Origin of the sequence: Candidatus Igneacidithiobacillus taiwanensis (assembly GCF_031962545.1) — a bacterium.
Lineage (GTDB): Bacteria > Pseudomonadota > Gammaproteobacteria > Acidithiobacillales > Acidithiobacillaceae > Igneacidithiobacillus > Igneacidithiobacillus taiwanensis.
Genome location: NZ_JAVRKK010000005.1, coordinates 9,686 through 23,157, shown reverse-complemented (window position 1 = coordinate 23,157; position 13,472 = coordinate 9,686). Strand labels below are relative to the sequence as shown.

At 62.8% G+C, this 13,472-nt stretch carries 14 protein-coding genes; 1 reads left to right on the top strand and 13 read right to left on the bottom strand.

The genetic code is table 11. From position 1 onward, the window contains the following. The first annotated feature begins 50 nt into the window (after positions 1 to 50). Positions 51 to 356, top strand: coding sequence for a hypothetical protein (locus tag RTI30_RS01590; RefSeq protein WP_312261643.1), 306 nt, complete (start codon positions 51 to 53; stop codon positions 354 to 356). A gap of 2 nt (positions 357 to 358) precedes the next feature. Here the strand turns inward: RTI30_RS01590 and RTI30_RS01585 are convergent, their stop codons facing one another. From RTI30_RS01585 to mraY, 13 genes are all read right to left on the bottom strand, one after another. After that, a complete protein-coding gene (locus RTI30_RS01585; RefSeq protein WP_312261642.1) occupies positions 359 to 796 on the bottom strand; it encodes a hypothetical protein in 438 nt (145 codons plus the stop codon). 3 nt (positions 797 to 799) lie between these two features. Continuing rightward, complete coding sequence (locus RTI30_RS01580) at positions 800 to 1,156, bottom strand: glycine zipper domain-containing protein (protein ID WP_312261641.1); 357 nt, start codon at positions 1,154 to 1,156, stop codon at positions 800 to 802. 120 nt (positions 1,157 to 1,276) lie between these two features. Continuing rightward, the gene (locus RTI30_RS01575; RefSeq protein ID WP_312261639.1) at positions 1,277 to 2,107 is read right to left on the bottom strand and encodes a ferritin-like domain-containing protein; all 831 of its coding nucleotides are present in this window, start codon (positions 2,105 to 2,107) and stop codon (positions 1,277 to 1,279) included. 179 nt (positions 2,108 to 2,286) lie between these two features. Beyond that, positions 2,287 to 3,459: a cell division protein FtsZ gene (ftsZ, locus tag RTI30_RS01570; protein ID WP_312261638.1), complete on the bottom strand. Its 1,173-nt coding sequence runs from the start codon at positions 3,457 to 3,459 to the stop codon at positions 2,287 to 2,289. 32 nt (positions 3,460 to 3,491) lie between these two features. After that, entirely contained in the window at positions 3,492 to 4,769 is a 1,278-nt protein-coding gene (ftsA, locus tag RTI30_RS01565; protein WP_312261637.1) for a cell division protein FtsA, read from the bottom strand. Then, entirely contained in the window at positions 4,766 to 5,635 is an 870-nt protein-coding gene (locus tag RTI30_RS01560) for a cell division protein FtsQ/DivIB (protein WP_312261635.1), read from the bottom strand. Before RTI30_RS01560 ends, ftsA begins: the two co-directional genes overlap by 4 nt. Next, positions 5,628 to 6,554 (bottom strand): D-alanine--D-alanine ligase, encoded by a 927-nt coding sequence (locus tag RTI30_RS01555; RefSeq protein WP_312261634.1) that lies wholly within the window; start codon positions 6,552 to 6,554, stop codon positions 5,628 to 5,630. The genes RTI30_RS01560 and RTI30_RS01555 overlap by 8 nt, the downstream gene beginning before the upstream one ends. Beyond that, positions 6,547 to 7,425: a UDP-N-acetylmuramate dehydrogenase gene (gene murB / locus RTI30_RS01550; RefSeq protein ID WP_312261633.1), complete on the bottom strand. Its 879-nt coding sequence runs from the start codon at positions 7,423 to 7,425 to the stop codon at positions 6,547 to 6,549. Before murB ends, RTI30_RS01555 begins: the two co-directional genes overlap by 8 nt. Further along, on the bottom strand, positions 7,422 to 8,819 hold the full coding sequence (murC, locus tag RTI30_RS01545; RefSeq protein WP_312261631.1) for a UDP-N-acetylmuramate--L-alanine ligase: 1,398 nt from the start codon (positions 8,817 to 8,819) through the stop codon (positions 7,422 to 7,424). Before murC ends, murB begins: the two co-directional genes overlap by 4 nt. Then, positions 8,812 to 9,888: an undecaprenyldiphospho-muramoylpentapeptide beta-N-acetylglucosaminyltransferase gene (gene murG / locus RTI30_RS01540; RefSeq protein WP_312261629.1), complete on the bottom strand. Its 1,077-nt coding sequence runs from the start codon at positions 9,886 to 9,888 to the stop codon at positions 8,812 to 8,814. The genes murC and murG overlap by 8 nt, the downstream gene beginning before the upstream one ends. Further along, positions 9,881 to 11,050 carry a putative lipid II flippase FtsW gene (ftsW, locus tag RTI30_RS01535; RefSeq protein WP_312261627.1) on the bottom strand — a complete coding sequence of 390 codons (1,170 nt, stop codon included), beginning with the start codon at positions 11,048 to 11,050 and terminating at the stop codon, positions 9,881 to 9,883. Before ftsW ends, murG begins: the two co-directional genes overlap by 8 nt. Next, on the bottom strand, positions 11,043 to 12,392 hold the full coding sequence (gene murD, locus RTI30_RS01530) for a UDP-N-acetylmuramoyl-L-alanine--D-glutamate ligase (RefSeq protein ID WP_312261626.1): 1,350 nt from the start codon (positions 12,390 to 12,392) through the stop codon (positions 11,043 to 11,045). Before murD ends, ftsW begins: the two co-directional genes overlap by 8 nt. Then, complete coding sequence (gene mraY / locus RTI30_RS01525) at positions 12,389 to 13,471, bottom strand: phospho-N-acetylmuramoyl-pentapeptide-transferase (RefSeq protein WP_312261624.1); 1,083 nt, start codon at positions 13,469 to 13,471, stop codon at positions 12,389 to 12,391. The genes murD and mraY overlap by 4 nt, the downstream gene beginning before the upstream one ends. Between the last annotated feature and the right edge of the window lies 1 nt (position 13,472).

Genomic DNA, 13,472 nt, shown 5'->3' with positions numbered 1-13,472 from the left:
TGCACTATGCTGAAGGCAGGGCAGGCACGGAGCCGCCCGAGGAGAGGATGATGGCCGTTTGGGAAGACCCGCAGGTACAGGAAAAAATACTCGACTATCTGGATGCCCAGCAATTGCTGGCGAGCTTTACGAGCATGGGTGGGCTGGCGCGGCGCGACGGCGCCCACTGCCAATGTCGCTTGGTAGAGGCGGGCAAGGAGGAAAATCTCGTCAGTTGCCTGGTAGATTTTGAGGAAGAACTCGGTTTTGGTGCGGCGGCACCGCAGCGGTTACGCCAGCAGGGCGAACTGCATGTGCTGCTCGGTGCCGATGGTCAAGTACGCGACGCCTGGCTCTGCCGCGGCCAGCGCTGCTGACCTTAGCGGTACAAACTTGCCTGGCCCGGGCGTTGACGGATCTGGCTTGGGCGTGCCCCTTTGGCGGCCGCTTGCCGCACCACTTCATCGACATCATCGAGAAGCAACTGCCGCTGCGCGGCGCTGAGCAGGGGGTTGCGGGCAATGGCGTAGCGCACGTTGGGGTCGCGGTCGATACAGAAGACGGCGACTTGCTCCGGGCTGAGGTCGGGGCGCTTGGCGATGCATAGCCGGATCACGTAATCGTCATCGTTGGCGAAATGCGCGACCTCCTCCGGCCGTAGATCCTGACGACGAGCAAAATAGCAGCGCGTTTGAACCCATTGTTCGTGGGCCAGGGCATGGCGATAGGGGGCAGGGATTTCCGGGCTGAGGGCCCAGCGCAGCCGGGCCTCGAGGTCCAGACTGCGCCAGGGAGGTAGTTCGGTATCTACCGTCATCCCTTATTGCGGGTTACAGGTATAGCCCGGGGGGCAACTGGGCGGTGGGGTGTTTGGGATACAGTTGTATCCGGGCGGGCAATTGGCGGGCTGCTGCTGGTTTTTGGACAGGGCATAGCCAGCAAGACCGCCCAATCCTGCGCCGATGGCCGCTCCCGACAACGGACTGCCAGTCTGATTACCAATCACGGCGCCCGCCACCGCGCCCAAGGCGGCACCTGTGGCAGTGTCGGTAGTCGTTTTGCTATTGCCCAGCGGGCTACTGCCGAAACCATAGGAGTTCCCATAGGGATTATTGGCGCAACCGGCCAGCAACAAAATGCCGAACAGGGCGGCAAGGGCTTTGGGTGTCGTCTTCATTTTTCCATCCTCGTCAGAACAACCGAGAAGTAGAAAGCAGAAACCGTGCCCAAAGAAAATCCCCCGTAAAACCGCCTGTTGAAGAGTCTGTCAGCACAAAACTGTCGGGGGCAAGCGACATCAACCGGACGCCGACGCCATGCGCTTGCGATACTGGCTGAGATCCTTGGCATTCTTGATGGGAGTCTCCAGCAAGGTGGAAAGGTTGCGCAGGATGCCGTTGATCACCTTACTTTCCCAGATGCTGTCGAAATGGATCTGGGTATCGAGCCAGCGTTCGAGCCAACCGGGATCGGGCAGGTGGCTTTGGACGCTATCGGCGGGGTACATCTCTTTGTTGACATGCAAATTGGTGGGGTGCAAGGCCTTGGCGGTCTTGGTGTTGGCCATGAGCACGCCAATCTTGGCAAAGGCCAGGCGAGCGGAGTCGCCCAGGCGATCGACGGCACGACGCATGTACTTGAGGTAGACGCCGGCATGGCGGGCCTCATCGCGAGACAGGGTCTCGTAGATGAATTTGATCACCGGTTCCTGATGCCACTCCGCGGCAGCCTTGTACCAGTGGGTGAGACGAATCTCGCCACAAAAGTGCAGCATGAGGGTTTCCATTGCTGGTGCCGGATCGAACTCGAAGCGCACTTGGTGCAGCTCTTCTTCGGTTGGCAGATATTCCGGGGCAAAGCGGCGCAGGTACTCCATCAATACCAAGGCGTGCTTTTGTTCTTCGTAGAACCAGATCGACATGAAGGCCGAGAAGTCGGAGTCGTCGCGATTGTCGCGCAGAAACATTTCCGTGGCAGGCAGGGCCGACCACTCGGTAATGGCATTCATCTTGATGGTTTGCAGATGTTCAGGGGTGACCTTGCTGGCATCGAACTGATCCCAAGGGATGTCCTTCTCCATATTCCAGCGAGCCGCTTCCAGGGCTCGGAACAACTCGGGGTATAACATGGTGCCACTCTCTCCAAAACGGGACGCAAACACGTCGGGGACTACTTTCCTGTAAAACAGGATTATTTCTCATTCTACGGCAAAGTAGGGGCAAGAGAATACCCCAGCCGGCAAATCGTCACCGGGGCAGCTCAAAAAAAAGCCCCGCTAGGAGCGGGGCAGCAGCCGGCAGCGAAGGATCAGTCGGCTTGACGGCGCAAAAAGGCGGGAATATCCAGATCGGCATAATCGGCCACCGGGCGAGCGGGCGCCGTGCGGCCGTCGTTGACCGCCTGCGCACGGGTCGAGGACTGGCGTAGGGCCGCCGGGCGATCGAGCTGTCGCCAGTCGATGGCATTGGCGGGGGTGGTAAGCTCGGGCCGCAGACGATTGTTTTCGACCGCCAGACGCACCGGCTCCCGCTGCAGTCCGGTGGCAACCACGGTAACCCGCAGCTCGCCTTCCAGGCTCTCGTCGATCACCGTGCCCACCTTCACGTTGGCGTCGTCGGAGGCATAGCTGCGAATCAGCTCGCCCACTTCCTCAAACTCGCCCAAGGAGAGATCGTTGCCGGCGGTGATGTTGACCAAAATACCGCGGGCGCCCGAGAGGTTGATGTCGTCGAGCAGGGGACTGCTGGCGGCCCGATTGGCAGCGTCTCGGGCACGACTCTCGCCGCGCGCTGCAGCAGTGCCCATCATTGCCAAGCCCATTCCCGACATCACCGTACGTACGTCGGCAAAGTCGAGGTTCATCAGGCCAGGGCGGGTAATGAGTTCGGAAATACCCTGCACTGCCCCCATGAGGACGTTGTCGGCGGCCAGGTAGGCATCGCGCAGGCTAATTTGCTTGCCGAGCACGGCGAGGAGCTTCTCGTTGGGGATGATGACCAAGGAGTCGACATGCTGTGCGAGTTCGTCGATGCCGGCGAGGGCATATTGCTGGCGCTTCTTGCCCTCGAAATTGAAGGGCTTGGTGACCACGCCAACGGTGAGAATGCCCATATCCTGGGCAATGGCGGCGACCACGGGAGCCGCACCCGTGCCCGTACCCCCACCCATGCCGGTAGTAATGAAGAGCATGTCGGTGTTTTCCAGGGTGGCGCGAATCTCCTCGCGGCACTCCTCGGCGGCCTTGCGACCGATTTCCGGGTTGGCCCCGGCGCCGAGGCCGCGGGTCAATTCGCTACCCAGCTGCAGGGTACGTTGCGCACGGGAATTGCGCAGGGCTTGGGCGTCGGTGTTGGCGCTGATGAACTCCACCCCCTCCAGACCCGTCTGCGCCATATTGTTGATGGCATTGCCGCCGCCGCCACCCACGCCGATGACCTTGATGACGGCCCCTTCCTGTTCCATTTCGTTCAATTCAAACATAGTCGATTCCTCTCGTGAGATGTGGGGGTGGCTCAACCGAAACTGGTCTGGACCCAATTACGTAGTTTGCCAAAGACGCTGCCGAAGGCCGCCGGACGCTGTGCCTCGGGGCGTCCGTTCGCCGCCGGAAGGGGCTGCTGCACGGGTTCGGCCTGCCCCGCGAGGCCGTTGTGCAGGCCATACATCACCAGCCCGACGCCGGTGGCATGCCAGGGCGCGCGCACCACGGTTTCCATCCCGGCCAGATGCATCGGCTCGCCGGTGCGTACCGGCAAATGCAGGATCTCTTCCGCCAGCTCGGCCATGCCCTGCAAGCGGCTCGAACCGCCCGTCAGCACGACGCCGGCGGCAACGAGGTCCTCGAAGCCAGTGCGGCGCAGTTCCGCCTGGATGAGCTCGAAGAGCTCGCGTACCCGCGGCTCGATGATGTCATTGAGAACACGGCGGGAAATGGTCCGCGGTGGGCGGGCACCGACGCTGGGTACCGGGATATCGTCATCCTGCTCGATGAGATCGCCGAGGGCGCAGCCGTACAGCTTTTTGATCTGCTCCGCCTCGACCGGGGGAGTGCGCAGGCCGAGGGCAATATCGTTGGTGATCTGGTCGCCGGCAATGGGAATCACCGCCGTATGGCGTACCGCGCCATCGCGGAAAACAGCGATGTCGGTGGTGCCCCCGCCGATGTCCACCAAGCAGACTCCGAGTTCCTTCTCATCGGCGGTGAGAACCGCATCCGCCGAAGCCAGTTGTTCGAGGACCATGCCCTGCACTTGCAGGCCACAGCGCTCGACGCACTTGGCGATGTTCTGGGTAGCGCTGATGGCTCCAGTGACGATATGCACCTGGGCTTCCAGGCGCACGCCCGACATGCCGATGGGCTCGCGCACCCCTTCTTGGCTGTCGATGGTGAATTCCTGGGGCAGCACATGGAGCACGCTTTGGTCTTGGGGAATGACGATGGCGCGGGCGGCATCCATGACCCGACCGAGGTCATCGTTGCTTACCTCTTTGTTTTTGATGGCGACGATACCATGGCTGTTATAGCCGCGGATGTGGCCACCGGCGACGCCAACCACGGCGCCATGGATCTGCACCCCGGCCATGAGTTCCGCCTCTTGGACCGCGCGATTGATGGCCTGGACGGTGGATTCGATATCCACTACCACGCCCTTCTTCAGCCCCCGGGAGGGATGCTGACCCACGCCGATGATCTCTGCCTCGCCCGTGGAGCGCGCTTGCGCCACGATACAGGCGACCTTGGAGGTGCCGATGTCCAACCCTACGATAAGTTCCTGATTGCCGCGTTTCATTTTCCTTCACTCCTTGGGGCTGCCGGCCCCTCACTGACACTCGTGGAAGCCGCCTTGGGCAAGGCGACTGCAAAACCGTTGTTGTAGCGCAAGTCCATACTGGCCCCCGGAACCAGATATTGCTGGATTTCGGGTAACACCGAGACCCAACGCCTTACCCCGCTCTGGATGTCTTGGCGGCCGAGGACGAGGCGCACGCCATTAGTGAGAATGCAGCGCCAGCCGCCGCGTTCATCGAGCTCGAGGGCCCGCACTTGCAGATGAGCGGGTGCGAGGACCTGATCGATCTGCTGCCGTTTCTGTAGAATCTCCAGGCCCGAGCCGGGCGGCCCAAAGACCGCGGGCAGCTGGCTCGACAATTCCGCTGGCGGCACCTGATAGACCTTGCCATCCTTACCGAGCACCTGCCCCGCACCACCCAGCCAGCGGGCTACGGGCTGCACCCCTTGCAAGTCGATCTCGATGCGGTCTGGCCAGACCCGGCGGACATCGGCATTGGCGATCCAGGGAACGCTTTGCAGGGAGTGGCGCATGTCTTGCAAGTCGACCCAAAGAAATCCTTGGCGGAGGTAGGGGGCAATGGCGCGATTGACCCGATACAGCGGAATATTCGGGGCCAGCCCATGCACCGTGATGCTATCGATGGGAAGTAGCGAGGGCGCACGCAAAATTTGCCAGCCCTGCCAGGCCAAGACCCCCAGAGCGACCAAGCCCGCACCCCAGGCCGTGGCGCGTGCGGCCCGTGCCCAGGGAAAGGGAGACGCCGTTTGCACCGTTTCTGGCGTTGTCGTCTTCGCTGCCGGAGCTGAACGACGCGCGGCCGGTTCGTGACGATGATGCTGTAAATCGCGAATGGCGCTAACCATGTTTTTTGCTCCTCTCTGCGGCGCCAACGATGCGCCGACACAATTCCGGAAAACTCCAACCGATGGCGCGCGCGGCCATGGGCACCAAGCTGTGACTGGTCATGCCCGGAACGCTATTGATCTCGAGCAGGGCCGGACGGGACTCGGTATCGAGAAGAAAATCCACCCGTCCCCAGCCGCGCCCGCCGATTTCCGCAAAAGCCTGTAGGGCGAGGGTCTGTACCGTCGACTCCACGGCGCTCCCCAAACCGGAGGGGAGAAGGTACCGGGTGTCTTCGGCAAGATATTTGGCTTGATAGTCGTAAAAAGCGCCACTCGCCTGGATGACGATAGGCGGCAGGGCCTCGCCATCGATGATGCCAACGGTCACCTCTTGGCCGGGGATGGCCGCCTCGACCAGGACTTCCTCGTCGTAGGCAAAAGCCACTTGCAAAGCGGCATCGAGTTCGCCGCGGCTCGTCACCCGACTGACGCCAATACTCGAGCCGCCACGATTGGGTTTGACAAAAAGCGGCCAGCCCCAAGCGGCAACGGACTGTGGCAGCGCCTCCCCCGGGCGCAGGACGATGCCCTCGGTGGTGGGCAGTCCAGCAGCCTGCCAGAGCCGTTTGCAGCGCCATTTGTCCATCGACAATGCACTGGCGAGGACTCCACTGCCGGTGTACGGAATCTGCAGCGCATCGAGGATCGCCTGCAGGTGACCGTCCTCGCCAAAGGCGCCATGGCAGACATTGAAGGCAAATTCCGCGCCCTGCTCCTGCAACTGCGCAGTCAAACGCGTCGGGTCGATGTCGATGCCGCAAACATCGAAGCCGGCCTCGCCCAGGGCTTGTCGTACCGCAGCCCCGCTCTGTAGCGAGACTTCGCGCTCCGCCGAAGGGCCACCGTAGAGCACCGCAATCCGCATTTGTTCAGTCATCTTGATGCTCTCCCAATACCCGCATCTCCGGTTGCAGCAGCACGCCAAAGCGGTTGCGCACCGTTTCCTGCACCTCCATCACCAGGGCCTCTACCGCCCGCGAACTCGCCTGGCCACGATTGATGATGAAATTGGCATGCTGTTCGCTCACTTCGGCATCGCCGATGCGCCGACCCTTCAGCCCCGCCGCTTCGATCAGCCGGGCGGCAAAGTCGCCGGCTGGATTGCGGAAGACCGATCCGCAACTCGGCCAAGCCAGGGGCTGGGTAGCGGCGCGTTGGTTCTGCCAAGCGCGTAATTGTGCCCGCAGGAGCTCCGGCTCCCCCGCCGGCAGGCGCAGACCAGCGCGCAAAAAGCAGGCGTCGCCCTGGCCGCGTACCGAACGATAGCCGATGACGAAGGCGGATTTCGGTCGGCGCTCGATATCGCCATTGGGGTGCATGAGTTCCACCCACTCCACCAACGACCAGGTCTCGCCACCGTGGGCACCGGCATTCATGGCTAGGCATCCACCCAAGGTGCCGGGAATGCCCGCCAAAAACTCCGCCCCCGCGAGGCCATTACGGGCCGCGAAGTGGGCAAGTTTGACCGCCGAGATCCCCGCCTCGGCAATGATTTCGCCATCGGCACCCAGGGTCAGGGTGTCGAGGCCATGGGCAAGACAAATGACCGTACCGCGCAGGCCGCCGTCGCGCAGCAGCACATTGCTCCCCAAACCCAACCAGGTGATCGGTGCAGTCGCAAATTGCTGCAGAAAGCCCTGCAGGTCGGCGATCGTGGCCGGCAGATAGAAACGCTCCGCGGGCCCGCCGATGCGCCAGCTGCTATGCCGGGCCAAGGATTCTCCTAAGCGCAGGCGTCCGCCAATCATCGGTCGCCTCCGCGGCCGAACACACCTTCCCACTGCCCGGCGAGCTGGGCGATGTTGCCTGCCCCCATGCAGAGAAGGACGGCATTGGCCGGCAACTCCGCGCGCATGGCCCCGGGCTCCTGTAACAATTCCGGGCGATACTGGGCATCGGCACCCCTTTCCTGCAGACGGCGACAGAGGGATTCGCTATCGACGCCAGGAATCGGCGCTTCGCCGGCGGCGTACACATCCAAAAGGATGCTGCGATCGGCCTGCGCGAGCACGGCAACGAAATCGTCGAAGAGATCGCGAGTACGGGTAAAGCGATGCGGCTGAAAGAGCAAGACCAGGGGACGCTGGGGCCAGATGCTGCGCGCCGCGGCCATGGTAGCGGCGAGCTCCCGCGGGTGGTGACCGTAGTCGTCGACGATGGTGTGACCCTGCCACTCGCCTACCACTTCAAAGCGCCGCGCTACCCCACGGAACTCTGCCAGGGCGCGGGCGATGACTTCTTGGTCGACGCCAACCTTGCTGGCAATGCCGATGGCGGCGAGGGCATTCAGCACATTGTGCTCGCCCGGGATGTTGAGCTGTAGGTCGAACCAATGTACTGCCTGGCCATCGATGCGGCGCCAGATTTCGGCAGTGCTGCCCATGCCCTGATAGCGGATCTTGCGCGCTTGCAGGTCGCTGTCGTCTTGCAACCCATAGCCGAGCACCGGCGTACGTAATTCCGGCAGGAGGCCACGCACCATCGGCTCGTCGGTGCAGAGCACCGCCAAACCATAAAAGGGCAGGCGCTGCAGAAACTGCAGAAAAGCGCCGCGCAGCTCGCTCATGGTATTGCCGTAGGTCTCCATATGGTCGGCATCGATATTGGTGACCACCGCCATGACCGGCGACAGATACAAAAAGGAGGCATCGGATTCGTCCGCTTCGGCGACCAGGTACTCGCCGCTGCCGAGGGCGGCATGGGTGCCAGCGCTTTTCAGCCGGCCGCCGATGACGAAGGTGGGATCGAGCCCGGCGGTAGCGAGAATGCTGGCGACCAAGCTCGTGGTCGTGGTTTTGCCATGGGTGCCGGCAATGGCAATCCCCTGCTTGAAGCGCATGAGCTCAGCGAGCATTTCCGCGCGGCGGACGACGGGGATGCGCTGCTCCCGCGCGGCGATGATTTCGGGATTGTCGGCAGCAATGGCAGAAGAGACCACCACCACATCGGCGCCGCGCACATTGGCGGCCTCGTGACCGTGGAAGATGCTCGCCCCCAAATCGCTCAAGCGCAAAGTTGCCGGTCCGGGCCGCAGATCCGAGCCAGAAACGGCGTAACCAAGATTGAGCAGGACTTCGGCAATGCCGCGCATGCCCGCTCCGCCAATACCCACGAGATGGATTTGTCGCACCCAGTTACGCATGGGCCTCTCCTTGGCAAGCGCTGGCGACCACCTGGGCGGCATCGGTACGCGCCTGCCGACGGGCGGCTTCCGCCCAGCGCAGCTGCAGGCCACGATCCGGCAAGAGGGCGTGTAGCATCGCGGTCAACTGTGTTGCCTCCAAGCCTTCCTGGCGGAGCATGCGTCCGGCGCCGGTATCCTCAATAAAGCGGGCATTGGCGGCCTGGTGGTCGTCGACGGCAAAGGGAAAAGGAATGAGCAGACTGCCAAGCCCGGCGGCACAGAGCTCCGCCACCGTCGCTGCACCGGCGCGACAGATGGCAAGATCCGCCCAGGCCAGGGCCGCTGCCATATCGTCAATGAAGGCCTCGACCCGCGCCGCGACCCCGGCGGCAGCATAGGCCGCCTGGGTGTTCTCCAGATGGGCGCTGCCGCACTGGTGCCAGATCTCCGGCCGCGCCGCCGCTGGTAGGGCGGCCACCGCCGCGACTACCAAGGTATTGATCACCTGCGCGCCCTGACTGCCCCCCATGATCAACAAGTGCGCAGGCTCCCCGGCACGCCCCGCAAAGCGCAGTGCCGGCGCCGGAAGCTCGGCGATTGCTGCTCGCACGGGGTTTCCCACCCACTGCGCCTTGGGCAGGCCGGTGTCGGGAAATCCAGTAAAGACGGCCTTGGCCAAGGGCGCCAGCAAACGATTGGCGAGGCCGGGAATGGCGTTTTGCTCATGCAAACACAGGCGCCGACCGAGGCTCCAGGCGGCAAGCCCCGCCGGTGCCGAAACATAGCCACCCATCCCCAGCACTGCCTCGGCACCGCAGCTGCGCAGAATACGCCGCGCCTGCAATACGGCGCGCGCCAAACGCCAGGGAGCGCTCAGCCACCGGCGCCAGCCCTTGCCGCGTAGACCCTGCATCTCCAGCGCGTGGAGCGGGAAACCGGCGGCCGGCACCAAACGCTGCTCCATCCCCTGGCTGGTGCCAATCCAATCCACGCGAACGCCGCGGGCGCGCAGCTCCCCCGCCACCGCCAGGGCCGGGAAGATATGCCCGCCGGTGCCGCCGGCCGCGATCAGCACGCCCTTAGCCATGGGCTTCCTCCAAAGATGCAGATACTGGCTTGCTGGCGGGGCCATAGCGACGGCTTACCGCCAACACCACCCCCAGGGTGGCGCAAAGAAAAACCAGAGCGCTGCCGCCGTAGCTGATCAGCGGCAGGGCAAAACCCTTGGTGGGTAGGGCGCCGAGGTTCACCCCCATGGACATCACCGCCTCCCCACCAAACCAAATCAGGGTTCCGTAGCAGAAGAGGGCAAAGAAGGCGTCACCGGCGGCGGCGGCGCGGCGGCCAATACGGTAGATCCGCCAGCTGGCGATGGCGTAGAGAAAGATCAGGGCCCAGACGCCAATCATGCCGAGCTCCTCGCCAATCACCGCCAGGATGAAGTCGGTGTACGACTCCGGCAGGTAGAAGTACTTCATGATGCCGTTACCGAGGCCGACGCCAAAAATCCCACCGCGGCCAAAGGCGATCAGCGACTGCACGAGCTGAAAGCCCGCCCCATAGGGATCGGCGAAGGGATTGGAGAAGGAGGTGATGCGTGCCAGTCGGTAGGGGGCAGACACCGCCAGTATCCCCAAGGCAGAACCGGCGGCGATACCCGTAAAGAGCACGTAGCGCATGGGTAACCCACCAAGGAAGAGCAGGATACCGGTGATCAGCACCACCATGAAAAAGGAGCCAAAATCTGGCTGCAGTAAGAGCAAGAGGCCCAGTACAAAGAGCAGGATGAAAATCGGCCACAGCCCTTCCTTGAAGTTGCCGAGCAACTCGCCCTTGCGCACCACATAGCGGGCCATGAAGAGCAAGAGGGCAAACTTCAGCAATTCCGAGGGCTGCAGGCGAACGATCAGCAAATTGATCCAGCGATGCGAGCCATTCACCGACACCCCGATGAAGGGCAAAAAGACCAGCAGCAAGGCGATCAGCGAAATGCCCATCAGCGGAAAGGTCATGCGCTCCCAAAATTCCAGCTCGATGCGGCTGAAATAATAGAGCACGCCGAGACCGAGGATGCCAAAGAGGAGCTGGCGCTCGGCAAAGAAGAAGGGATTGCCGGTTTCCTGCTGGGCCACCGGCGTGCTCGCCGAATAGACCATCACCAGGCCAAAGCAGATGAGGATGATGAGCACCCACCAGAGCACCGTGTCCGCGCTGCCGTTTTCTGCTAGCCACCAGCTCGGCTTACGCATTACGATCCCCCTCCAAAGCATGCACGGCAGCGGCAAATTGCCGACCGCGATCCTGATAATCGGTGAACATGTCGAGGCTGGCGCAAGCCGGCGACAGCAAGACCCGGTCTCCGGGCTGGGCGAGGGCGGCGGCCTGGCGCACACACTCCTGCATTCCCGCAGTTCCGGTACGGCGAATCGGCAGTACCCCCGTAAGGATCTCCGCCAGGGTATCCTCGGCCTTGCCGAGCAGTACCGCTCCGCGTTGCCCACTACAGGCCGCCGCCAAGGGTCGCAGGTCCGCTCCCTTGGCATCGCCGCCCAAAATCAGCACGAGGGGTTTGGGCAAGGCCTCGATGGCGCGCAAACTCGCCCCCAGGTTGGTGCCCTTGGAATCATCGTAGTAGTCCACCCCGCCTTTTCGAGCCACCCACTGCAAACGGTGCGGTAGCCCCCCAAAGCTCCGCAATACGCTGACGATGGCGGCGCGCGGAATACCCACTGCCGCGGCAAGCAAGGCCGCTGCCAAGGCATTCTCCTGATTATGGCGACCGGCGATGCGCAATTCGGTAATCGGCAGCAGGCGCTCACCGTGCAGCAGCAGCCAGTCATCGGCAATCTGCCCGGCGCCGCCGTCGCCAAAGCGCTGTATGCGTAGATCGGAATCCAGTGCCGGATGATCCCGTAAGGCAGGGTCGGCAGTCGGTAAGACGAGGGTGTCGCCGGCACCCATGTTGCGGGCGATCCGCCATTTGGCAGCAACATAGTCGGCGAGGTCGCCGTGCCAATCGAGGTGGTCGGGGCTGATGTTGAGGATGGCCGCCGCCCGCGGTCGCAGGCTCTCGCAATAGGTCAGTTGAAAACTCGACAGCTCCAACACATAGAGCTCGGGCTCGTCGCCTTCGGGCAGGAGTTCCAGGGCTGGCGTACCAAGGTTGCCACCCACGGCTACCCGCAGGCCGGCGGCATGGGCCATTTCCCCTACCAGGGTGGTGACGGTACTCTTGCCATTGCTGCCGGTAATGGCAAGCACAGGGGCGCGGGCGACTTGGGCAAAGAGCTCGATATCGCCCCAGAGGGGAATGCCCGCCCGGTGCGCCGCCGCCAGCGCCGGCTGCAAGGGCGAGAGTCCGGGGCTGCAGAGGATCAGGTCTTGGTCGAGGAAGGCATCTTCCGGAAAACTCCTACCAAAGTGCAGGGGTAGCTCCGGATAGCGCCGCTGCCAGTCGGCTTCGTCGAGACGCCGGGTATCCCAGAGGGAACACTGCGCGCCCCGCTCCTCGGCAAAGCGCAGCAAGGATTCTCCGGTTTTACCTGCCCCGGCAATCGCCACCTTTTTGCCTTTCCAGTCTTGCGCTTTCATCGGATCTTCAAACTCGACAGGCCAATGAGGACCAAAATCACGGTAATGATCCAAAAACGTACCGCCACCCGCGGCTCCGGCCAGCCCTTCTTTTCGTAGTGATGGTGCAGGGGCGCCATGCGGAATACCCGCTTGCCGGTGAGGCGGAAGGAGGTGACTTGGATCATCACCGACAGGGTCTCGACCACAAAGACGCCGCCCATGATCACCAGCACCAACTCCTGCCGCGCGACGATGGCGACAATGGCCAAGGCCGCCCCCAGGGCCAGGGCGCCGGTGTCGCCCATGAAGACCTCGGCGGGATAGGTGTTGAACCAAAGAAAGCCGAGACCAGCGCCCACCAAGGCGCCACAAAAGATGAGCAGCTGCCCAGAGCCCGGAACAAAGGGGATTTCCAGGTAGTGGGCAAAGACGGCATTGCCCGCCACATAGCTAAAAATCCCCAGGGCACCGGCGACCATGACCGTTGGTACGATGGCGAGGCCGTCGAGCCCATCGGTGAGGTTGACGGCATTGGAAGTACCGACGATGACGAAATAGCTAAAGACCACAAAACCCAGCCCCAAGGGAATGAGCAGATGGGGAACGAAGGGTACGATGAGGCTATGGGGCGCGCTGCCGTCATTCCACACATAGAGGGCAACGGCGGCGCCGAGAGCGACGATAGACTGCAAACCGTATTTGGCGCGGGCCGACAGGCCCTTGCTGTTCTTGCGCCACAATTTGCGCCAATCATCGATGAAACCGATGGCACCAAAGGCCAGGGTGGTGAGCACCGCCACCCAGACCATGGGGTTGCTGAGGTCTGACCAGAGCAGGGTAGTAAGGATGACCACCAGCAGGATCAGAGCGCCGCCCATGGTGGGGGTGCCCTGCTTGCTGAGATGGGTTTCGGGGCCGTCGCTGCGCACCATCTGGCCGATTTTGTACTGCCGCAACCGGGCGATGACAAAAGGCCCAAGGCCCAGGGAGAGCACCAGGGCGGTAAGAATGCTCAAGACCCCACGCAAGGTCAGGTACGAGAAGACATGAAAGCCGTGATAGAGGCCCTGCAGCTGGAGGAGGAGGTAGTAGAGCATG

Bases quoted from the DNA above. Each gene is read 5' to 3' on its own strand.
- RTI30_RS01590 (WP_312261643.1), top strand. From the start codon at position 51: ATGGCCGTTTGGGAAGACCCGCAGGTACAGGAAAAAATACTCGACTAT.
- RTI30_RS01585 (WP_312261642.1), bottom strand. From the start codon at position 796: ATGACGGTAGATACCGAACTACCTCCCTGGCGCAGTCTGGACCTCGAG.
- RTI30_RS01580 (WP_312261641.1), bottom strand. From the start codon at position 1,156: ATGAAGACGACACCCAAAGCCCTTGCCGCCCTGTTCGGCATTTTGTTG.
- RTI30_RS01575 (WP_312261639.1), bottom strand. From the start codon at position 2,107: ATGTTATACCCCGAGTTGTTCCGAGCCCTGGAAGCGGCTCGCTGGAAT.
- ftsZ (WP_312261638.1), bottom strand. From the start codon at position 3,459: ATGTTTGAATTGAACGAAATGGAACAGGAAGGGGCCGTCATCAAGGTC.
- ftsA (WP_312261637.1), bottom strand. From the start codon at position 4,769: ATGAAACGCGGCAATCAGGAACTTATCGTAGGGTTGGACATCGGCACC.
- RTI30_RS01560 (WP_312261635.1), bottom strand. From the start codon at position 5,635: ATGGTTAGCGCCATTCGCGATTTACAGCATCATCGTCACGAACCGGCC.
- RTI30_RS01555 (WP_312261634.1), bottom strand. From the start codon at position 6,554: ATGACTGAACAAATGCGGATTGCGGTGCTCTACGGTGGCCCTTCGGCG.
- murB (WP_312261633.1), bottom strand. From the start codon at position 7,425: ATGATTGGCGGACGCCTGCGCTTAGGAGAATCCTTGGCCCGGCATAGC.
- murC (WP_312261631.1), bottom strand. From the start codon at position 8,819: ATGCGTAACTGGGTGCGACAAATCCATCTCGTGGGTATTGGCGGAGCG.
- murG (WP_312261629.1), bottom strand. From the start codon at position 9,888: ATGGCTAAGGGCGTGCTGATCGCGGCCGGCGGCACCGGCGGGCATATC.
- ftsW (WP_312261627.1), bottom strand. From the start codon at position 11,050: ATGCGTAAGCCGAGCTGGTGGCTAGCAGAAAACGGCAGCGCGGACACG.
- murD (WP_312261626.1), bottom strand. From the start codon at position 12,392: ATGAAAGCGCAAGACTGGAAAGGCAAAAAGGTGGCGATTGCCGGGGCA.
- mraY (WP_312261624.1), bottom strand. From the start codon at position 13,471: ATGCTCTACTACCTCCTCCTCCAGCTGCAGGGCCTCTATCACGGCTTT.